Source organism: Vibrio sp. STUT-A16, assembly GCF_026000495.1.
Taxonomy (GTDB): Bacteria; Pseudomonadota; Gammaproteobacteria; order Enterobacterales; family Vibrionaceae; genus Vibrio; species Vibrio diabolicus.
This window is the reverse complement of the sequence record NZ_AP026765.1, coordinates 455,719-476,932: the sequence shown is the minus strand read 5'-3', so window position 1 is coordinate 476,932 and position 21,214 is coordinate 455,719. Positions and strand designations below refer to the sequence as shown.

23 protein-coding genes are annotated in these 21,214 nt (G+C 45.2%); 13 read left to right on the top strand and 10 right to left on the bottom strand.

Going from position 1 to position 21,214, the window contains the following annotated elements:
* Positions 1-40 precede the first annotated feature (40 nt).
* The 5 genes from pepA to OO778_RS02210 all read left to right on the top strand — a co-directional run bounded on the left by pepA (position 41) and on the right by OO778_RS02210 (position 6,709).
* Positions 41-1,549, top strand: a complete 1,509-nt coding sequence (pepA, locus tag OO778_RS02230) for a leucyl aminopeptidase (RefSeq protein WP_005397459.1) — start codon at positions 41-43, stop codon at positions 1,547-1,549.
* A 115-nt stretch (positions 1,550-1,664) separates the two neighbouring features.
* Positions 1,665-2,114 (top strand): DNA polymerase III subunit chi, encoded by a 450-nt coding sequence (locus tag OO778_RS02225; protein ID WP_046873623.1) that lies wholly within the window; start codon positions 1,665-1,667, stop codon positions 2,112-2,114.
* A 96-nt stretch (positions 2,115-2,210) separates the two neighbouring features.
* Positions 2,211-5,069 carry a valine--tRNA ligase gene (locus tag OO778_RS02220; RefSeq protein WP_264910653.1) on the top strand — a complete coding sequence of 953 codons (2,859 nt, stop codon included), beginning with the start codon at positions 2,211-2,213 and terminating at the stop codon, positions 5,067-5,069.
* Between the two features lie 214 nt (positions 5,070-5,283).
* Positions 5,284-5,688, top strand: a complete 405-nt coding sequence (locus tag OO778_RS02215; protein WP_005397464.1) for a DUF2061 domain-containing protein — start codon at positions 5,284-5,286, stop codon at positions 5,686-5,688.
* Between the two features lie 115 nt (positions 5,689-5,803).
* The gene (locus OO778_RS02210) at positions 5,804-6,709 is read left to right on the top strand and encodes a bifunctional helix-turn-helix transcriptional regulator/GNAT family N-acetyltransferase (RefSeq protein WP_104969824.1); all 906 of its coding nucleotides are present in this window, start codon (positions 5,804-5,806) and stop codon (positions 6,707-6,709) included.
* Between the two features lie 19 nt (positions 6,710-6,728).
* On the opposite strand, the gene OO778_RS02205 is transcribed toward OO778_RS02210, so the two are convergent.
* Both OO778_RS02205 and rraB read right to left on the bottom strand, forming a co-directional pair.
* On the bottom strand, positions 6,729-7,529 hold the full coding sequence (locus OO778_RS02205; protein WP_264910652.1) for a hypothetical protein: 801 nt from the start codon (positions 7,527-7,529) through the stop codon (positions 6,729-6,731).
* A gap of 166 nt (positions 7,530-7,695) precedes the next feature.
* Complete coding sequence (rraB, locus tag OO778_RS02200; protein WP_005381081.1) at positions 7,696-8,109, bottom strand: ribonuclease E inhibitor RraB; 414 nt, start codon at positions 8,107-8,109, stop codon at positions 7,696-7,698.
* A gap of 583 nt (positions 8,110-8,692) precedes the next feature.
* Between rraB and arcA the strand changes: the two genes are divergently transcribed.
* The 6 genes from arcA to OO778_RS02170 all read left to right on the top strand — a co-directional run bounded on the left by arcA (position 8,693) and on the right by OO778_RS02170 (position 13,281).
* Positions 8,693-9,913 (top strand): arginine deiminase, encoded by a 1,221-nt coding sequence (gene arcA, locus OO778_RS02195; RefSeq protein ID WP_006742359.1) that lies wholly within the window; start codon positions 8,693-8,695, stop codon positions 9,911-9,913.
* A gap of 156 nt (positions 9,914-10,069) precedes the next feature.
* On the top strand, positions 10,070-11,074 hold the full coding sequence (locus OO778_RS02190) for an ornithine carbamoyltransferase (RefSeq protein WP_047009140.1): 1,005 nt from the start codon (positions 10,070-10,072) through the stop codon (positions 11,072-11,074).
* Positions 11,075-11,173: 99 nt separating this feature from the next.
* Complete coding sequence (locus OO778_RS02185; protein ID WP_031780631.1) at positions 11,174-11,269, top strand: hypothetical protein; 96 nt, start codon at positions 11,174-11,176, stop codon at positions 11,267-11,269.
* Positions 11,270-11,356: 87 nt separating this feature from the next.
* Positions 11,357-12,286: an aspartate carbamoyltransferase gene (gene pyrB / locus OO778_RS02180; RefSeq protein ID WP_005397473.1), complete on the top strand. Its 930-nt coding sequence runs from the start codon at positions 11,357-11,359 to the stop codon at positions 12,284-12,286.
* A 15-nt stretch (positions 12,287-12,301) separates the two neighbouring features.
* Positions 12,302-12,763, top strand: a complete 462-nt coding sequence (gene pyrI / locus OO778_RS02175; protein ID WP_005381086.1) for an aspartate carbamoyltransferase regulatory subunit — start codon at positions 12,302-12,304, stop codon at positions 12,761-12,763.
* A 128-nt stretch (positions 12,764-12,891) separates the two neighbouring features.
* Positions 12,892-13,281 (top strand): RidA family protein, encoded by a 390-nt coding sequence (locus OO778_RS02170; protein ID WP_074191857.1) that lies wholly within the window; start codon positions 12,892-12,894, stop codon positions 13,279-13,281.
* 85 nt (positions 13,282-13,366) lie between these two features.
* Here OO778_RS02170 and OO778_RS02165 read toward each other — a convergent pair whose 3' ends face one another.
* The 8 genes from OO778_RS02165 to mlaF form a co-directional block, all read right to left on the bottom strand.
* Positions 13,367-14,092, bottom strand: coding sequence for a 1-acylglycerol-3-phosphate O-acyltransferase (locus OO778_RS02165; RefSeq protein ID WP_005381088.1), 726 nt, complete (start codon positions 14,090-14,092; stop codon positions 13,367-13,369).
* Between the two features lie 146 nt (positions 14,093-14,238).
* Positions 14,239-15,504, bottom strand: coding sequence for a UDP-N-acetylglucosamine 1-carboxyvinyltransferase (gene murA, locus OO778_RS02160; protein WP_074191856.1), 1,266 nt, complete (start codon positions 15,502-15,504; stop codon positions 14,239-14,241).
* A gap of 9 nt (positions 15,505-15,513) precedes the next feature.
* Positions 15,514-15,768 carry a BolA family iron metabolism protein IbaG gene (ibaG, locus tag OO778_RS02155; protein WP_264910651.1) on the bottom strand — a complete coding sequence of 85 codons (255 nt, stop codon included), beginning with the start codon at positions 15,766-15,768 and terminating at the stop codon, positions 15,514-15,516.
* Between the two features lie 3 nt (positions 15,769-15,771).
* Positions 15,772-16,092 (bottom strand): lipid asymmetry maintenance protein MlaB, encoded by a 321-nt coding sequence (locus tag OO778_RS02150; protein ID WP_005396231.1) that lies wholly within the window; start codon positions 16,090-16,092, stop codon positions 15,772-15,774.
* Positions 16,092-16,730, bottom strand: a complete 639-nt coding sequence (gene mlaC / locus OO778_RS02145) for a phospholipid-binding protein MlaC (protein ID WP_006742355.1) — start codon at positions 16,728-16,730, stop codon at positions 16,092-16,094. Before mlaC ends, OO778_RS02150 begins: the two co-directional genes overlap by 1 nt.
* 2 nt (positions 16,731-16,732) lie before the next feature.
* Positions 16,733-17,221 (bottom strand): outer membrane lipid asymmetry maintenance protein MlaD, encoded by a 489-nt coding sequence (mlaD, locus tag OO778_RS02140; protein WP_012841383.1) that lies wholly within the window; start codon positions 17,219-17,221, stop codon positions 16,733-16,735.
* A 2-nt stretch (positions 17,222-17,223) separates the two neighbouring features.
* Positions 17,224-18,015, bottom strand: coding sequence for a lipid asymmetry maintenance ABC transporter permease subunit MlaE (gene mlaE / locus OO778_RS02135; protein WP_074191855.1), 792 nt, complete (start codon positions 18,013-18,015; stop codon positions 17,224-17,226).
* Positions 18,005-18,808 (bottom strand): phospholipid ABC transporter ATP-binding protein MlaF, encoded by an 804-nt coding sequence (mlaF, locus tag OO778_RS02130; RefSeq protein ID WP_005396235.1) that lies wholly within the window; start codon positions 18,806-18,808, stop codon positions 18,005-18,007. The genes mlaE and mlaF overlap by 11 nt, the downstream gene beginning before the upstream one ends.
* A gap of 374 nt (positions 18,809-19,182) precedes the next feature.
* Here mlaF and OO778_RS02125 point away from each other — a divergent pair, with 374 nt between their 5' ends.
* Both OO778_RS02125 and kdsD read left to right on the top strand, forming a co-directional pair.
* Positions 19,183-20,148 carry a calcium/sodium antiporter gene (locus tag OO778_RS02125; protein WP_005396236.1) on the top strand — a complete coding sequence of 322 codons (966 nt, stop codon included), beginning with the start codon at positions 19,183-19,185 and terminating at the stop codon, positions 20,146-20,148.
* A 29-nt stretch (positions 20,149-20,177) separates the two neighbouring features.
* Positions 20,178-21,149, top strand: coding sequence for an arabinose-5-phosphate isomerase KdsD (gene kdsD, locus OO778_RS02120; protein ID WP_005396237.1), 972 nt, complete (start codon positions 20,178-20,180; stop codon positions 21,147-21,149).
* Positions 21,150-21,214: the final 65 nt, after the last annotated feature.

Below are 21,214 nucleotides of genomic sequence, written 5' to 3'. Positions count from 1 at the left end.
AACATTTAGAGCAATTTGTCTTCAGGATGTAGGAGTACGCATGGAGTTCAGTGTAAAAAGTGGCAGTCCAGAGAAACAACGTAGCGCATGTATCGTTGTTGGTGTGTTTGAACCACGTCGCCTTTCTCCAGTAGCCGAACAACTTGATAAAATCAGTGACGGTTACATCAGTTCACTACTTCGCCGTGGTGATCTAGAGGGTAAACCTGGTCAGATGCTGCTACTGCATCAAGTACCAGGTGTTTTGTCAGAGCGCGTTTTACTTGTCGGTTGCGGCAAAGAACGTGAACTTGGCGAGCGCCAGTACAAGGAAATCATTCAAAAGACGATCAGCACACTTAACGAGACAGGCTCAATGGAAGCGGTATGTTTCCTAACTGAACTGCATGTTAAGGGTCGCGATACATACTGGAAAGTACGCCAGGCTGTAGAAGCGACTAAAGATGGTCTATACACATTTAATCAATTCAAGAGCGTTAAACCTGAAACTCGCCGCCCACTGCGCAAGCTTGTTTTCAACGTACCAACGCGTCGTGAATTAAACTTGGGTGAAAAAGCAATCACTCATGGTCTAGCTATCGCATCAGGTGTCAAAGCTTCAAAAGACCTTGGCAACATGCCGCCAAACGTAGCTAATCCAGCTTACCTTGCTTCTCAAGCTCGTCGTCTAGCGGACGATTACGAAACCGTAACCACCAAAATCATTGGTGAGCAAGAGATGGAAAAACTGGGTATGACCTCTTACCTAGCAGTAGGCCGTGGTTCTAAAAACGAATCTATGATGTCTATCATCGAGTACAAAGGTAACCCTGACTCAGATGCAAAACCGATTGTGCTAGTAGGTAAAGGTCTAACCTTCGATTCAGGCGGTATCTCTCTAAAACCGGGCGAAGGTATGGATGAGATGAAGTACGACATGTGTGGTGCGGCATCGGTATTCGGTACAATGAAAGCGCTAGCGAAGCTAAACCTACCAATTAACGTTATTGGTGTTCTAGCTGGCTGTGAAAACATGCCTGGCAGCAACGCGTACCGTCCAGGTGACATCCTAACGACAATGTCTGGTCAAACTGTAGAAGTTCTGAACACGGATGCGGAAGGTCGTCTTGTTCTTTGTGACGCACTGACTTATGTAGAGCGTTTCGAACCAGACTGTGTTGTTGACGTTGCAACGCTAACCGGCGCTTGTGTTATCGCACTAGGTCACCACATCAGTGGCGTTATCTCTAACCATAACCCACTGTCTCACGAACTAGTGAATGCTTCTGAGCAAGCAAGTGACCGTGCATGGCGTCTACCAATGGCAGATGAGTACCACGAGCAGTTGAAGAGCCCGTTTGCGGATATGGCAAACATTGGTGGCCGTCCTGCTGGTACTATCACTGCGGGTTGCTTCTTGTCTAAGTTCGCGAAGAAGTACAACTGGGCTCACGTCGATATCGCAGGTACTGCGTGGAAATCAGGCGCAGCGAAAGGCTCAACGGGCCGTCCTGTCTCAATGCTTGTCCAATTCCTTTTGAACCGCAGCGGCCAAGAGACAGAAGAGTAATTTCTGAACAACATCTAAAAGGGCCGCAAGGCCCTTTTTTATTATCCTAATTTTCTAAAATGAAAGTGGGACTTAAGATGGTCTTAGGAAGAGACCCAAGGCAAGTGAGAGAATGATGCAAACTGCAACCTTCTACATCATTAACGAAGAGAGCCCGCAAGCAACGGTGGCTGGCTTTGAAGAGTACATTGTGTTTTTGGCGCAGCACTTTGCCCGCCAAGGCGCTAAAGTGTATTTAAACTGCCAAGACAAACCACACGCCGAGCAGCTCGCTGAAGCCTTTTGGCAAGTTGATGCAGACAAGTTCATGGCACATAACCTCGTAGGCGAGGGACCGAAATACGCCACCAATATTGAGATCGGCCATAACGGTGTAAAGCCGTCTTGGAATCGTCAATTGGTAATTAATTTGGCGGAAAATGAGACAACCTTTGCGAACAAGTTTGCTCAAGTGGTAGACTTCGTGCCCTGCGAAGAAAAAGCTAAACAACTCGCAAGAGAAAGATATAAAATTTACCGTCAAGCAGGTTACCAGCTGCAAACGATCGAAATTCAATATCCTTAACGGTCAATCCTTATAGTTAAGGCGATCTTGTTAAGATCCCTCACTTATAAAGATTGACTAAGATTCAACCATCAACGTATCCATTAAAAGAGCGCTATGGAAAAGACATACAACCCAACTTCAATCGAACAAGCTCTGTATCAGACTTGGGAAGAGAAAGGCTACTTTAAGCCACACGGTGACACTACTAAAGAATCATACAGCATCATGATCCCGCCACCGAACGTCACTGGTAGCCTACACATGGGCCACGCGTTCCAAGATACGATCATGGATACGCTTATCCGTTGTGAACGTATGAAGGGTAAAAACACCCTTTGGCAAGTAGGTACTGACCACGCTGGTATCGCAACTCAGATGGTTGTTGAGCGTAAGATCGCTGCAGAAGAAGGCAAAACAAAACACGATTACGGTCGTGAAGCTTTCATCGACAAAATCTGGGAATGGAAAGGCGAATCTGGTGGCACTATCACTAAACAGCTTCGTCGTCTTGGCGCATCAGTAGACTGGGACCGTGAGCGCTTTACGATGGACGATGGTCTATCTAACGCCGTTCAAGAAGTGTTCGTACGTCTATACGAAGACGATCTAATCTACCGCGGTAAGCGTCTAGTTAACTGGGATCCAAAGCTACACACAGCGATTTCAGATCTAGAAGTAGAGAACAAAGATACTAAAGGCCACATGTGGCACTTCCGCTACCCATTAGCAGATGGCGCTAAAACAGCGGACGGCAAAGACTACATCGTTGTTGCAACGACTCGTCCAGAGACCATGCTAGGCGATACGGGTGTTGCAGTTAACCCAGAAGATCCACGTTACAAAGATCTTATCGGTAAAGAAATCATCCTTCCTATCGTTGATCGTCGCATCCCAATCGTGGGCGATGAGCACGCAGATATGGAAAAAGGTACTGGCTGTGTGAAAATCACACCTGCGCACGACTTCAACGACTACGAAGTTGGTAAGCGCCACCAGCTACCAATGATCAACATTCTGACTTTCGACGCGAACATCCGCGACGCAGCAGAAGTATTCAACACTAACGGCGAAGCAAGCGACGCTTACAGCACTGAGCTACCAGCTAAATACCACGGTATGGAGCGTTTTGCCGCTCGTAAAGCTATCGTTGCTGAATTCGACGAGCTAGGTCTACTTGAAGAAGTAAAAGATCACGATCTACAAGTTCCTTACGGCGACCGTGGTGGCGTGGTTATCGAACCAATGCTAACTGACCAATGGTACGTACGTACTGCGCCTCTAGCGAAAACAGCAGTTGAAGCAGTAGAAAACGGCGACATCCAATTCGTTCCTAAGCAATACGAAAACATGTACTTCTCTTGGATGCGTGACGTTCAAGACTGGTGTATATCTCGTCAGCTATGGTGGGGTCACCGCATCCCAGCTTGGTACGACAACCAAGGTAATGTTTACGTAGGTCGCACTGAAGAAGAAGTGCGCAAGAACAACAACCTAGAGTCAGTAATTGAGCTGCACCAAGACGAAGACGTACTGGATACATGGTTCTCTTCTGCGCTATGGACGTTCGGTACTCAAGGTTGGCCAGAGCAAACTGACGATCTGAAAGTATTCCACCCTTCAGACGTTCTAGTAACTGGTTTCGACATCATCTTCTTCTGGGTTGCGCGCATGATCATGATGACCATGTACTTCGTGAAAGACGAAAATGGCAAACCACAAGTACCATTTAAGACAGTTTACGTTACCGGCCTAATCCGTGACGAAAACGGCGACAAGATGTCGAAGTCGAAAGGTAACGTACTTGACCCAATCGACATGATCGATGGTATCGACCTAGAGTCTCTAGTAGAGAAGCGTTGTGGCAACATGATGCAGCCTCAGCTAGCGAAGAAGATCGAGAAGAACACGCGTAAGACGTTTGAAAACGGTATCGAAGCATACGGTACAGACGCACTGCGTTTCACTCTTGCAGCAATGGCATCAACAGGTCGCGATATCAACTGGGATATGAAGCGTCTTGAAGGTTACCGTAACTTCTGTAACAAACTATGGAACGCAAGCCGTTACGTAATGATGAACACAGAAGAGCAAGATTGTGGTTTTGGTGAAGGTGAGATCGAGTACTCACTAGCAGACAAGTGGATCGAGTCTCAGTTTGAACTCGCAGCGAAAGCGTTCAACAACCATATCGACAACTTCCGTCTAGATATGGCTGCAAACACACTTTACGAATTCATCTGGAACCAATTCTGTGACTGGTACCTAGAGCTAACTAAACCCGTTCTATGGAAAGGTACTGAAGCGCAACAGCGTGGTACTCGCCGTACACTAATCACGGTACTTGAGAAGACGCTACGTCTAGCTCACCCTGTGATTCCTTACATCACAGAAACTATCTGGCAAAGCATCAAGCCACTAGTTGACGGTGTTGAGGGCGAGACAATCATGCTACAAACGCTGCCTCAATTCGACGAAGCAAACTTCAACCAAGAAGCGCTAGATGATATCGAATGGGTGAAGGCGTTCATCACTAGCATCCGCAACCTACGTGCTGAGTACGACATCAACCCGGGCAAGCCTCTAGACGTTATGCTGAAAGCAGCGAATGAGAAAGACGCCTCTCGTCTAGAAGCAAGCAAACAAGTATTGATGTCTCTAGCGAAGCTAGAAGCAGTACGCGTGCTTGAAGCTGGCGAAGAGACCCCTGCGTGTGCAACGGCACTGGTTGGTAAGTCTGAGCTGATGATCCCAATGGCGGGTTTGATCGACAAAGATGCAGAGCTTGCTCGTCTAGATGGCGAAATCAAAAAGACTCATGGCGAAATCAAGCGTATCGAAGGCAAACTAGGTAACGAAGGCTTCGTGGCGAAAGCACCGGAAGCGGTTGTTGCTAAAGAGCGTGAGAAACTTGAAGGCTACAAAGAGACACTAGCTAAGCTAGAAGAGCAAAAAACCACTATCGCGGCGCTGTAATCGTTTGATCAGAAGCGAAATACTTCAAGACTTAGATTTATAAAGCACTAAAAATCAAAAGGTTGGCTATCATGGTCAACCTTTTGTATATCTTTCACCAAAAACCATCATCAATAGCTTTCCCCTATCGCAACAATACTCATCATCCATTAGTATTAATGAGAATTATTATCGATAATAAACTCATCGAAACAAACACGATTGAGTAATTATCATGAAAAAGACACTAACTTTCGCAGCACTGCATTTTACTATCGCATTTAGTGTCGCTTACGTACTCACAGGCGACATTTTAATTGGTAGTTTAATTGCCATGATTGAGCCTTCAGTGAACACCGTAGCCTTCTACTTTCATGAAAAGGCATGGGCAAAAGTCCCAGCACTTAAAGCTCGTCAGTGGATGACCAAATTAAAAACCGCAAGCTTTGCGACCGTGCACTTCAGCGTCGCTTTTACCGTGGTTTACTTACTAACAGGTGATGCATTTGTCGGCGGCGTAATGGCGATGCTAGAGCCGAGTTTGAATACGGTGGCTTACTACTTCCACGAGAAAGTATGGATGCGTAAATCATCAGCAAAAACTCCAGCACCGCAGTTTTGTTTACATCACCACGCTTAAACATGGAGGCTCACTACGTCTCCTAACGAGCCAAATGACATTTATCATTGACAAAGTTGCGCACCGCAATTAATTTAATTGCGGTGCGCAGCTTTATTTTTAGAGGTAAGTGATAATGAACGCTCGTCAACTCCGACACTACTCCCGTCAAGCCGTCCGATTGCTTGGTATGCTCGATAAACAATGCGGCGATGTCGCTCTTACCCCGGTACAAGCGCACGCATTAGGTGAAATCCAATTGCAGCCATTGACCATCAACCAACTGGCGCAGCAGCTTAGTGTCGACAAGTCCAATGCAAGCCGCACCATTACTGGTTTGATTAAATTAGGTTTGGTTGAGAGCATCGAAAACCCGAAAGATAAACGAAGCCAACTCGTAGTGCTCACAATTCAAGGACAGCAGGCGTTATCGCAACTAGACCAACAGCAAAACAGCTTTTTTGAGCAGTTGCTTACACAACTTGATGACTGTGAGCAAGAACAACTCAAACTTGGTTTAGAGACTTACCTAAAAGGGCTGATAAAAGTATGTCAGGCAGAGGAATACGTTCTTCGACCTCTTACAAAAGCAGACAACCCGCAAGTGGCAGACGTAATTCGTAAAGTCTCTGCTGAATACGGCTTAACCGCAGACAAAGGTTATGGTGTGGCCGATCCAACGCTTGATGATATGTATTCGGTTTACAATCAATGCGGCGCCGCCTATTGGGTCATTGAACATCGCGGAGAGATCGTTGGTGGCGGTGGCTTTGCCCCTTTAGCTGGTGAGCCAAATGTGTGTGAGCTGCAAAAGATGTACTTCTTACCTCAAACACGAGGACACGGTTTAGCCAAACGCATCGTCGCATTGAGCTTACAACTGGCGAAACAGTTTGGGTATCAGCAGTGCTATTTAGAAACGACCGAATGTCTAAGAGAGGCGGTAGGCTTGTATGAAAAGCTAGGCTTTGAGCATCTCGATGCCCCGCTTGGACAAACAGGGCATGATGCATGTGAAGTCGTAATGCTTAAGGTACTGTAATAAAAAATATTATCAGACGTTAAAGCACAACATGGGTAACGCAAAGCTCCTGGCTCAATGCAACAGTGAAGTTTTGGCGTTGCCCATCCAATTCAACAGACAACTGATAGAGATCATTTGGATCAGGGTCATTAAGATCAGCATACTTTGGCGCTTCAATCTGAAAGAGTGCGCTGGCGTGATCTGCACGAACGTCAATTGGGATATGGTAAGTCATGCCATTAAACTTTACCGCTGCTGACACTAGCCCTGGTGCAAATGTCTGGTAATACAAATCGACCTTAAATTCACACCCGCCACCATGGTGCCAAATCTGCTCGGTTGCCACGCGATCTAAACGCACGTTGCGAATAAACTGCAAGTACGGTTCTTGCCACACGCCCAGTCGCTCATCACTTTTCTTATATTGATGTTCAGAAAGCGGGCACAGTTCTGGCCTATCCTCATCGAATAAAAGATCTTCTTCTTCATCTAGGAACAATATCTCAAAGCGATTACGCCCCATTTGCATGTATGGGCGAATGTCTTTCTTATACACACTTTGCGAGCCATCACAATCAAACACAGCCACGCCGTTCAAACGTACCTCCGCATGGTAATCAACACCACCCATTACCATTTCCACTGCAGGAAATGCCATCATCGCCTCATCCACTTCAATGTCATGCATCAGGTGCCATTCTTGTTGACGGATCGCTTCCTCCGTCAATTCATCAGGCAGGACCAGACTTAAAGGGGCGGGAAAAGTGATGTCATCCTGTGGAATCGAGAGGTCCGTCAGTGGAGAGACTTGCCATAAACCGGCGAGTGAGAGTTGCATATACACCTTGCGCTAGATCAATTTTCACGCATTATAGGGAGAAATCCCCTATAAACTCAATGTGAATTATTTATCACCTCCACATTCATCTGTTGTTGGATGCCATTTTCAAGGTATAAAAAAACCAGCGTTAAACGCTGGTTTTTCTAAAATAAGTGAGCTTTGATTACTCGTCGTCTTCATCTTCTTCAGGGTAAAGCGCATCTTCGCCTTCGTAGTACGTACCCCAACCGTCATAGATGATGTCGTATTTTTCTGCCAAGTGAATCAGTTTTTCAACTTGCGCATCAATGGCTTCTGCGTCTAATGCTGATTCCATGGTTGCGTCACAGCAAAGCAACTTGTTGCCATCTTCATCTTCAGTTTCTTCCGCTTCAAGCACTTCAAAGCCCATCTTGAATGCTTCAACTACCGCTTTTTCTAGCGTGTCAAAATCTTCTGCAAACAGGTGGTGCTCGATTTCGTATAGCGAATCTGGATCGCTGCCATCTTCTAGCAATGCTGCAATGATATCGCGAGTCTCTTCCTTTTGAATCTCAATTAATTCTTCTACTGATAGATATTCATCTTCGTGAGACATGTTTTGGCTCCAGATTAGTTACTTGATAGAAACACTATACCCGATACTGAGTATGCTGATCCGGTGAAATATGGCATGGATTGCGATGAAAAGCCACAAACAAACATCATACCACCGCGATTCTTATCGGTTATTTGAATATAAATATTAAACCGACCACGCAAAGAAACAAAAAATTAACAAAAAATGGCATTTTTTAATATTCAGAACATCCTAACTGACACTTAATGCGGTTATTTTCTCTTTCTGTGCGTGTTTATGGCGCTTTCTTGAATACACTCACGTGTAAAACGAAGAAGCATAACGAATAAATTCACTTTAATAATGCATAATTGAGAATAAAGATGCACGTTTTATGCACTATGCATGTATTCTTTCTCAACGGGAAAATTAGAATAAAAACGCACGCTCTCCACATTTCACAAAATAGAATTTAAACCCAAACCAAGACTTAATCAGCAAAACATCCAAAACTAAAATCTAAAAAATAATAAAAACTCAGAATATAGGCAAAGCGTAGTGATTTGCATCTTTCTAGGAAGCTTGTCATAACTAACGGCTGGAAAATTTGTAAGGATACAAAATGAGCAAGCTGTACGTTGGATCAGAAGTTGGTCAACTTCGACGAGTTCTATTAAATCGCCCAGAGCGCGCCCTAACCCACTTAACTCCATCAAACTGTCATGAGTTACTGTTTGATGATGTTCTTGCTGTAGAAGCGGCCGGTGAAGAACACGATGCGTTCGCACGCACGCTACGCGATCAAGATGTAGAAGTGCTTCTCCTCCACGATTTACTGGTCGAAACTCTCGCCGTTCCAGAAGCAAAACAGTGGCTGCTAGATACTCAGATTTCTGACTTTCGTTACGGGCCAACCTTTGCGCGAGACCTACGCCAATATTTTTCAGAAATGGATGATGAACACCTTGCCAGCATCTTTTTAGGTGGCTTAGCTTACTCAGAGCTGCCGATCACCTCATCTTCTATGCTGCCAAAAATGAAGCGTCCGCTGGATTTTGTTATTGAGCCACTACCTAACCACCTATTTACGCGTGATACCTCATGCTGGGTTTATGGTGGTGTATCGCTCAACCCAATGATGATGCCTGCACGCCAACGTGAAACAAACCACTTACGTGCGATTTATCGTTGGCACCCAATTTTTGCTGGCCAAGACTTTATCAAATACTTCGGTGATGATGATCTGCATTATGATAATGCGAATGTCGAAGGCGGTGATGTGTTGGTTATTGGTAAAGGTGCAGTTCTGATCGGTATGTCTGAGCGCACGACCGCGCAAGGTGTAGAAAACCTTGCAGCGAGCCTGTTTAAGGCAGGACAAGCAACCGAAGTGATTGCGATTGATCTGCCTAAACACCGTTCATGCATGCATTTAGACACCGTGATGACCCATATGGATGTGGACACGTTCTCTGTTTACCCAGAGATCATGCGCAAAGATCTCGACACATGGCGCTTAACACCAAAAGGCAATGGTGAAATGCATGTTGAAGCATCTCATAACTACCTGCATGCGATTGAATCTGCTCTTGGCTTAGATCAGCTGAAAATCATCACCACTGGTGGCGACAGCTATGAAGCGGAACGCGAACAATGGAATGACGCCAATAACGTTCTTACCGTAAAACCGGGCGTTGTGATTGGTTACGAACGCAATGTATACACCAACGAAAAATACGACAAAGCTGGTATCAAAGTACTGACAGTCCCAGGTAACGAGCTTGGCCGTGGCCGTGGTGGCGCCCGCTGCATGAGCTGTCCGATAGAGCGAGACGATATATAACCAATTCGTCCTTTTACATTAAATGAATAAAAACTAAGGTTGATGTGAATGCATCAACCTTTTTTAGTTTTACATAAAAATAATTATTCACAAATAAAGCATTTATATGTTTTAATGCATTCTATTAATTCAATCACACGTACTAAGGGACGAGCTATGGCTTTCAATTTACGTAACCGCAACTTTTTGAAGCTATTGGATTTCTCAACCAAAGAAATCCAGTTCTTGCTCGAACTGTCTGCAGAGCTAAAAAAAGCAAAATATGCAGGAACAGAGCAGAAGACACTTCAAGGTAAAAACATTGCACTCATCTTTGAGAAATCTTCGACTCGTACCCGATGTGCGTTTGAAGTCGCTGCTTTTGATCAAGGCGCTCAAGTCTCTTACATCGGCCCTTCTGGTTCTCAGATTGGCCATAAAGAATCAATGAAAGACACCGCGCGCGTACTTGGCCGCATGTATGATGGCATCGAATACCGCGGTTTTGGCCAATCCATTGTTGAAGAGCTTGGCACTTATGCTGGTGTTCCAGTGTGGAATGGTTTGACTGATGAGTTCCACCCAACCCAAATCCTTGCTGACTTCCTGACCATGCAAGAGCACGGACGCGGTAAGCAGCTGCATGAAATGACCTTCGCTTACCTAGGCGATGCACGCAACAATATGGGCAACTCGCTCATGGTGGGTGCCGCTAAAATGGGCATGGATATTCGCCTTGTCGCGCCAAAAGCGTTCTGGCCTGAAGAAGATCTGGTGGCAACTTGCCAAACTATCGCGCAGCAAACTGGTGCAAAAATCACATTAACTGAAAGCGTGGAGGAAGGCGTGAAGGGTTGTGACTTCCTTTATACCGATGTTTGGGTATCTATGGGTGAATCCGCTGAGGCATGGGATGAACGTGTGGCTTTAATGACACCATATCAAATCAATATGGAAGTGATTAAACAAACGGGTAATCCACATGTGAAATTTATGCACTGTCTTCCGGCTTTCCACAATGATGAAACTACCGTTGGCAAAGAAGTCGCTGAAAAATACGGCATGAAAGGCCTTGAAGTAACAGAAGAGGTATTTGAGTCAGAATACTCCATCGTATTCGACGAAGCTGAAAACCGTATGCACACCATCAAAGCCGTGATGGTAGCAACATTAGGAAGCTAAACTAACAAGCCAAAACAGCTGCTAAAAACCATGATGTAATCGCTTGCGCTCACGAAAGTTAAGCGTATAATGCTCGGCAATTTGTCTGAGGATTAAGAAATGACCAAGCTAATTGCCGACATGAAAACGCGATTTGCTCTAGCTAAGCGACTACGCTTACGTGGTGTTATTTTCGTTAATTCTATTGAATTTTAAAACCTCCCCATTTGGGGAGGTTTTTTTATGTCCAAAATTCCTTTCGGCAATTTGGATGTAGTCATCAATGTTATAGGGAAGAAGATCATGGCGAACTCGCTTTACCAGAAGCACATCATCTCTATTCCAGAGCTTTCACGTGAAGAGCTGGAACTTATCGTAGAAACAGCAGGCAGCCTTAAAAAAGCACCTCGACCAGAACTGATTAAAAACAAAGTCGTTGCCAGTTGTTTCTTTGAACCATCAACGCGTACTCGCTTGTCGTTTGAAACGGCGATTCAACGCATTGGTGGTGACGTGATTGGCTTTGATAATGATGGTAATACCTCTCTGGCGAAAAAAGGCGAAACACTCGCAGATTCAGTACAGGTCATCTCTTCTTACGTCGATGCCTTTGTGATGCGCCATCCACAAGAAGGCGCCGCTCGCTTGGCCTCTGAATTCTCAAATGGCGTGCCAGTGATCAACGCTGGTGACGGTGCAAACCAACACCCAACTCAAACGCTACTCGACCTATACACCATCGCGGAAACACAAGGTCGTCTAGACAACTTGAACGTCGCGTTCGTCGGTGACCTAAAATATGGCCGCACGGTGCACTCTCTGACTCAAGCATTAGCGAAGTTTAATAACATCCGCTTCTTCTTTGTTGCACCAGAAGCATTGGCAATGCCAGATTACATCTGCGAAGAGCTAGACGAAGCAGGCATTCAATATAGCCTGCACACAGACATGGAGAGTGTGATTCCTGAACTGGATATTCTGTACATGACGCGCGTACAGAAAGAACGCTTTGATGAATCGGAGTACGCGCACATTAAATCGGCGTATATTTTGACAGCGGCATTACTCGAAGGGGCGCGCGAAAATCTAAAAGTACTCCACCCCCTCCCTCGCGTGGATGAAATCACAACCGATGTTGATAAAACACCTCATGCTTACTTCTTCCAGCAAGCTCAAAATGGCGTATACGCTCGCCAAGCACTGTTGGCGCTTGTTCTAAACGAAACACTGTAATCGAGGAGAAAACCCATGGCTAAAGAAACTCAATTGCAGGTAGAAGCAATCAAAAATGGCACAGTCATCGACCACATCCCTGCGCAAATCGGCATCAAAGTATTAAGACTGTTCGATATGCACAATTCATCACAGCGCGTTACGATTGGTCTGAACTTGCCATCATCGGCACTCGGTCATAAAGATCTACTGAAAATAGAAAATGTGTTTATTAATGAAGAGCAAGCGAGCAAGCTAGCGTTGTATGCTCCTCACGCGACCGTGAATCAAATCGAGAATTATGAAGTGGTGAAAAAGCTCGCGTTAGAGCTTCCTGAGCGCATCAATGATGTATTTGAATGCCCGAATTCAAACTGTATTTCTCACAATGAACCAGTAGAAAGCAGCTTTAGCGTATTCGAAAAGAAACAAGAAATCCGCCTAAAGTGTAAGTACTGCGAGAAAGTGTTCTCACGTGAGATCGTAACCGAACGATAAACACACCGTACGACTAGGCGTGATACGTTTAAAATACCCCGCAATGCCGGGGTATTTTACTCTTTACCTACCACGGGTTTAGAGGCAAACTGAGAATCTTTATTCCCTACAACTGATGGAAAAATCAAATGACGAAAGTACTTCACACTGAATCTGCACCAGCAGCAATCGGTCCTTACGTTCAAGGCGTAGATCTAGGTAACATGGTTCTTACTTCAGGCCAAATCCCAGTAAACCCAGCGACAGGTGAAGTGTCTGCTGATATCGCAGAGCAAGCTCGTCAGTCTCTAGAAAACGTAAAGGCTGTGGTTGAATCTTCAGGCCTTAAAGTGTCAGATATCGTGAAGCTAACGGTTTTTGTTAAAGACCTAAACGACTTTGGCACGGTGAACGATGTTTACGGCAAGTTCTTTGATGAGCACGGCGTAGCAAACTACCCTGCACGTTCTTGTGTAGAAGTCGCTCGCCTACCGAAAGATGTTGGTATCGAGATTGAAGCAATTGCAGTTCGCAAATAATTGCACTTGCTGACAAACAATAAAAAACGGGTAGCTCAGGCTACCCGTTTTTTATTGTCTTTTCGTGATGATATCGCAGCAAAACTTAAGCGGCATTACGCTGTTTGACTTCTTCATCTAACGATTCAAGCTTCTCTTTCATCTGTTCACGACAGATATTTGCTAGCTCGCGAATGCCCTCTTTACCATAGCCTTCAGTGCTGATTGGAGGTAGCATTTCAACAATCACATGACCATTGTTCCAACGGTTCAGCTTAATTTTATTCGTCGAGCTACATACGATAGGAATGATTGGCACACCTGCACCAATTGCCGCATGAAAAGCACCTGTTTTGAATGGCAGCAAACCACGCCCACGAGAACGCGTGCCTTCTGGGAACATCCACACCGAAACATCACTTTCTTTCATGCTGCTCACGACCTGATCGATAGTACCTTTTGCTTTAGAGCGATTCGCTCGGTCAATCAGAATGTTACCCGTAAGCCAGTAAAGCTGACCAAACAGTGGCATCCAAGCCAAGCTCTTTTTACCTACTGTCACAACTTTCGGAGTCACAGCCGCAGAAACAGTAAACATGTCCCAATTGTTCTGGTGGTTAGCAATGTAAACATGTTGGCCGCGTGAATACGCATCTTCAGGGATACGCAACTCTAACTTAATCCCAAACACACGAGACATCTTGGCAAACAAGCGGCCAAAAGTGAAAACGTGTTTAGGGTTTCGGGGGCTTAACAGGCAGTAACCACAACCACCAATAAACATAACAATCGCAAAGATAGCGACAGCAAATACACGTAACAGTGCAATCATTCTTGTTCTCCAGGAACCGGCTTTTGCCAGATACAGCTATTAATTTCTCTCTTTCCATAAAGGATAACTATGGTCATGAGAGTGATATAAAAAAGCCGAAACTCAGGTTTCGGCTCTCTTGATATCCAAGTTACCTGCGGTGCAGTTTAACTTGCCTCGCTCACTCGCTCAATATTTGCGCCAAGTGCAGCCAGTTTATTTTCGATTTTGTCGTAACCGCGGTCGATATGGTAAATACGGTCAACGATGGTTTCGCCTTTAGCAATACAGCCCGCAATTACCAAACTAGCCGAAGCTCGTAGGTCAGTTGCCATGACTTGCGCACCACTTAATGACTCAACATCACCACAGATAACGGTGTTGCCTTCAATCTCGGCTTTCGCGCCCATACGCATGAGTTCTGGTACGTGCATAAAGCGGTTTTCAAAGATAGTCTCAGTGATCACGCCGCCGCCTTTCGCCATCATGTTTAGTAGCGTAAATTGCGCTTGCATATCGGTCGGGAAGCCTGGATGCGGCGCTGTACGTACACTCACTGCTTTCAGCTCGCGATCAGTCATATCAACTGAAATCCAATCTTCACCCGTTTCGACAAGCGCGCCAGCTTCTTCTAGCTTGGCTAAAACCGCTTCAAGCAAATGAGCGTTAGTGTTACGACATACTACTTTACCGCCAGATACCGCAGCAGCGACAAGGAATGTTCCCGTCTCAATACGGTCGGCAACCACGTTGTGTTTACAACCACCTAGGTGCTCAACACCTTCAATCGTGATCGTATCTGTACCTGCACCAGAAATTTTTGCACCAAGCTTATTTAGGAAATCCGCTGTATCTACAATTTCAGGTTCACGCGCCGCGTTGTCTAGCGTTGTAGTGCCTTCAGCAAGTGCTGCAGCACACATGATGGTGATCGTCGCGCCTACGCTGACTTTATCCATCACGATGTGCGCACCTTTTAGACGACCATCAACCTCAGCTTTAACGTAACCATCTTCAAGCGTAATCGTTGCGCCAAGCTGCTCTAGGCCAGAAATATGCAGATCAACAGGACGAGCACCGATAGCACAACCGCCAGGTAGAGAAACCTGACCTTGACCAAATCGCGCTACGAGCGGACCCAAAGCCCAAATAGAAGCACGCATGGTTTTCACCAAATCATACGGTGCGCAGTATTCAGTAATGCTACTTGGATCGACGTGAACAGAACCATTACGGCTTACTTTCGCGCCTAAACGCTTAAGCAGTTCCATGGTTGTATCGATATCACGAAGGTGTGGCACGTTTGCCACTTCTACAGGCTCTTCCGCCAAGATAGACGCAAATAAAATCGGCAGTGCTGCGTTTTTTGCACCGGAAATGGTCACTTCACCAACGAGTGGTTTATCTGACCCAATAACTCGAAACTTTTCCATCAATAAACCTTAAAGCGACATCAGTTTCTTATCACGAGCCCACTCTTCTGGTGTGAACGATTTAATTGATAATGCGTGAATGTCGTTACGCTGGATGTATTCCATCAGAGGACCATAAATTAACTGCTGCTTCTTAACGCGGCTCATTCCATCGAAACAAGCATCAACAGCAACCACCTCATAGTGGCTACCTTCACCTTTTACATGCACTTCTTGAAGGTTTAGTGCTTCTTCTAATAACTGTTGTACTTTTGCGCTATCCACAATTTACCCCTGATAATTCTGTATGTGTTTGGCCACTAAAGATTCAACATTGCTCAGTTGAAACAAAGTGCGCAGTTGCGCCGGCACGAAACTGAGCATTATATGACAGTTTTGCTTTTTTGCATGCTCTAATAAGTGGATTAACATCACCATTCCTGCAGAGTCGACGCGCTCTATCTCTTTTAACGAGCATTCCAGCTCAGCTTGAGCTGGTTGCCATTGCTGAGCATACGCCCACAATGAGGGCACTGTATCTCTATCAAGTGCCCCTGTTAGCTTAAGAATGTTTTGATCTAATTGCCACTGAGCGGGAGTCTGGGCCATTATTTCTTCGCCTCAAAGCGAACCGGCTCCGCAGCTAATTTTTCTAGATCTTTCGCGACAGATAAAATGCCTTCTTGACGAATTTTGCTATTCCATTCTGACTGTTTGCTAGAGAGTAAACTGATGCCTTCCGCAATCATATCGAACGCTTCCCACTCACCAGATTTGTTGTCTTTACGCAATTTGAACTCTAGCTTGATGTTTGGACGCGGCGTATCGATGATATCAACTTTAATGCTGGTGATACGCTTAGAGTCATCAATACTAGGCTCAGGACCAAATTCAATTTTCTGGTCACTGTATTGCGTTAGCACTTGGGCATATGAAGCAATTAAATACGCGCGAAATGCATCGATAAACTCAAGTACGTCTTCACGTTTCGCTCCTTTTAGGTTTGGACCTAGGAGCTTTAACCCAGCATAGCGGTAGTTGACGTAAGGCATTAGCTCTTCTTCAACAATCACCTTGAGTAAATCTGGGTCTTGTTTGATTTTCGGCTGCTCGGCTTTTAGTCTTTCGAACGTGACTTCAGCCACTTGCTTCATCATCTTATAAGGTTCAGTTTTATCCACTTCTGCTGCACTTGTACCAAACGCGCTAAACACAGCACAAACTGAAAGTAATAATCTCGCTAACATAGTTATTCCTTACTTGAATCGTCTGAACCACCTACGCTGTAAAGCACTTGACCAATTAAGTCTTCAAGCACGAGCGCTGATTTGGTGTCTTCGATGGTATCGCCATCGACCAGCATGACTTCATCGTCAAAAACAAAGCCTGGTACTAAACCAATGTATTGCTCACCAATCAAGCCAGACGTCAAAATTTGTACGCTCGACGTTTCTGGGAATTGATTGTATTTGCTATTGATCGATAGAGTTACAACAGGTAATAAGTTATCTGGGTTAAGCGAAATATTGCTTACCCGGCCAATCACAACCCCACCCACTTTTACTGGCGAGCGAACTTTTAAACTACCAATATTATCGAACTCAGCTTTGAGGGTGTAAGTATCACCAGAGCCAATGCTTTTTACGTCAGCAACTTGAAAAATCATCACAAGAATCGCGCAAATTCCCGCTAATACAAAGCTGCCAACCCATAATTCAGTTTTACGTGTTTGTTGCATGATTAATTCCCAAACATCAATGCGGTCAGTACAAAGTCTAGTCCTAGTACTGCTAAAGAAGAATGCACAACAGTGCGCGTAGTTGCTCGGCTGATCCCTTCCGAAGTTGGAATAGCATCATAACCGTTAAATAGAGCGACCCAAGTAACCGTAATTGCAAACGCAAAGCATTTGATCATACTGTTACCAATATCCTGTCCTAGTTCAACTGAGGACTGCATCGCTGACCAAAAACTGCCATGGTCAACACCTTTCCAGTCAACACCAACAAGCTGAGCGCCCCAAATACCCACTGCCATGAAAATCATAGCCAGTAATGGCATTGAAATAACACCAGCCCAAAAACGTGGCGCGATCACTCTTTTCAGCGGATCTACCGCCATCATTTCAAGGCTAGAAAGTTGCTCCGTCGCTTTCATCAAACCTATCTCTGCAGTTAACGCAGAGCCTGCACGACCAGCAAACAGAAGTGCAGTGACAACGGGCCCTAATTCTCGTAGCAATGAGAGCGCCACCATTTGCCCCAAACTGCCCTCTGCGCCGTAATCCACCAGCACAACATAACCTTGTAGGCTCAAGACCATACCAATGAACAACCCAGATACGACGATAATCGCCAGAGACTGGACGCCTACGGAATAAAGTTGTTTAACGAGCAGAGGAAAGCTTTTGAGCGGTTGTGGCTTAGTAAACAGTGCCCCAATCAGCATGAAAGTCGCACGACCAAATGCTCCGCAGATGGAGAGCGTTCGTCTACCTAGTGAGGCGACAAAATGCATAAAGTTATCGACCATCAAATAAGTCCTTTTCGATACTTTGAGAAGGAAAGCGAAACGGTACAGGACCATCTGCATCACCTTGTAAGAACTGCTGAACGCGAGGGTCAGGATTCTGATTAAGCTCTTCTGGTGTGCCAAAAGCGATAATTTTGCCATCGGCCATCAGATAAACCCAATCGGCAATACTCATCACTTCAGGCACGTCGTGAGAAACGACTATAGAAGTTAAACCTAACGCTTGATTTAGATTACTAATGAGCTCAACCAAGACACCCATGGTGATTGGGTCTTGTCCGACAAATGGTTCATCATACATGATTAAATCAGGATCCAGGGCGATCGCACGCGCCAACGCAGCGCGTCTAGCCATGCCACCCGATAGTTCGCTCGGCATCAATTGTGCCGCGCCGCGTAGACCGACGGCTTCAAGCTTAAGCAACACCATGGTACGAATCAGCTCTTCAGATAAATTCGTATGCTCTCGCAATGGGAAGGCGACGTTATCAAAGACATTCAAATCAGTGAATAAAGCTCCTGATTGAAACAACATGCTCATTTTCTTTCGAGCATGGTAGAGTTTTTTACGCGAGAGAGAGGGAATATTGTCGCCATCAAACCAGATCTCTCCTTGCTCGGGATACAACTGACCACCAATTAAACGCAGCAGTGTAGTTTTACCTATTCCCGATGGTCCCATAATGGCCGTCACTTTGCCCTCAGGAACATGCAGATCAATACCATCAAAGATCTTGCGCTCTCCCCGTGAAAAAGTGAGGTTGTTCACGGTGACTAAATCGTTGTTCGACATATCATCTCTTCTACTGTCGGAGCGTTGCAACTCACGGCATCATCAACCAGACACACAACGGAGTTGAATTTCACGTTTAATAAAGTAACGTCGGTACATTTATTAGGCTGCAATCATAAGCACATTGGCTTTGAATTTAAAGCACTGTTCAATTAAATAAAGTCGAGTATATACCTGCAATTTTTTGTGGATTACGATCAAATCAGCGCAAAGTGTTTAAATCCTAGACAAGAATTGCTGATTTAAATGAACGACATTTGCATACATTTTCGTTACTAACCTTTAATTTATTCGTCGTTTATCTTCCATTTTAGGCCGCAAAAGGTCAAAATTAGCGGTTATTCATTTTACTTATTTAATACTTAGGAATTCTCATGCTCGAAGCCGTAGCGTTGCTTATAGTCGGTCTTGTTTTGCTCGTATGGAGTGCAGATAAACTTGTTTTTGGTTCTGCAGCGATAGCCCGCAACGTCGGTATTTCACCTCTTGTCATCGGCATGACAATCCTTGCGATGGGCTCTTCTGCGCCAGAGATGATGGTTTCTGCAACCGCAGCCTGGGACGGAAAAACCGATACTGCAGTGGGTAACGTTTTAGGCTCAAACATCGCGAACATCGCGTTAATCCTTGGTATTACAGCACTCATCAAGCCTCTGTCGATTAGCTCCGCGGTCATCCGCCGGGAACTGCCATTAATGATTGCAGTAACAGTACTCGCCGGTATTCTGCTTTGGAATAGCCATCTCGGTTTTTATGAAGGTGTCTTATTGTTTGTACTCTTTGGGGCATTTTTATTTGCTATGTTGCAGATCAGCCGCAAAGAACAAAAATCAGGTGATGTTTTTCTTGATGACCAAGAGTCAGAGATCCCAGAAGGCGTCAGCAACCCTAAAGCGATCATGTGGGTGGTTATTGGCCTGATACTGCTTCCTTTGGCAGCAAGCATGCTAGTGGATAACGCGGTGATTATTGCAAAGTATTTTGGCATGAGCGATCTTGTCATCGGTCTGACTATCATTGCCATCGGCACTAGTCTACCTGAGCTCGCAGCATCGCTTGCTGGTGTTTTAAAAGGTGAAGACGACATGGCCGTCGGTAACATTATTGGCTCGAATGTGTTTAATATTCTGGCCGTAATGGGCATTCCTGGCATCATTAATCCATCGGTGCTGAGTGAGTACGCGATGGGACGTGACTTCTGGGTCATGTTAGGCGTTTCACTGTTACTTGTCGCGATGTGTTTGGGTAAATCACGCAGTATTAACCGTATTGAAGGTGCAATCTTGTTTGCATGCTTCCTAGGTTATCAAGTGTACTTATTCGCAAACATGGCCGCTTAATTACCACGATAAATAAGTAGAGAACTGATATGTCCAATCAATTTGATTTTCGCGCTGCTGCTAAACAAGTTCTTGATATCGAAGTTGCTGCTCTGCAAGAGCTGGATACCTACTTTGATGATCAATTTGAGAAAGCGTGCGAACTGATCCTTTCCAACAGCGGCAAAGTAGTCGTTATGGGTATTGGCAAGTCAGGCCACATTGGTAACAAGATTGCTGCGACTCTGGCAAGCACGGGGACTTCTGCGTTTTTCGTTCACCCTGGCGAAGCAGCACATGGCGACTTGGGCATGATCAGCCCTGGAGATATTGTGCTCGCAATTTCTAACTCTGGTGAGTCAAACGAAATTCTGTCTCTATTTCCGGTATTAAAACGCCTGAACATCAAGATAATTAGCATGACAGGCAAGCCAGAATCCAATATGGCAAAACTGTCTGACTTGCACCTGCAAATCACGGTACCTCAAGAAGCTTGCCCACTAGGGTTGGCACCGACCAGCAGTACCACGGCCACATTAGTAATGGGAGACGCATTAGCCGTAGCCCTACTTCAAGCGCGTGGTTTTTCTGCCGAAGATTTTGCCCTATCTCATCCAGGTGGCGCGTTAGGGAGAAAACTGCTGCTTAAGTTGTCTGATATTATGCACTTTGGAGAAGCGTTACCTAAAGTTTCTCCAAACGCATTGATTCGCGATGCCCTGCTTGAAATTTCAGAAAAAGGGCTAGGCATGACCGCTATCGTCGATGAACACGATGCTATGCTTGGTATATTCACCGATGGTGATTTACGTCGCACCTTAGACAAACGCATTGATATTCATACGACCGCGATTGGCGAAGTCATGACGACAAATCCAACCACAGCGCACCCTGATATGCTAGCGGTTGAAGGTTTGAACTTGATGCAGAATAAAAATATTAACGCTCTGATTTTATGTAAAGACGAAAAAATTGTGGGTGCACTGAACATGCACGATTTACTAAAAGCTGGCGTGATGTAATATCAGCACAAACATTTAAATCATTTATTACACAAATAAAGGCAATGGTCAGGGAAGTACTGAGC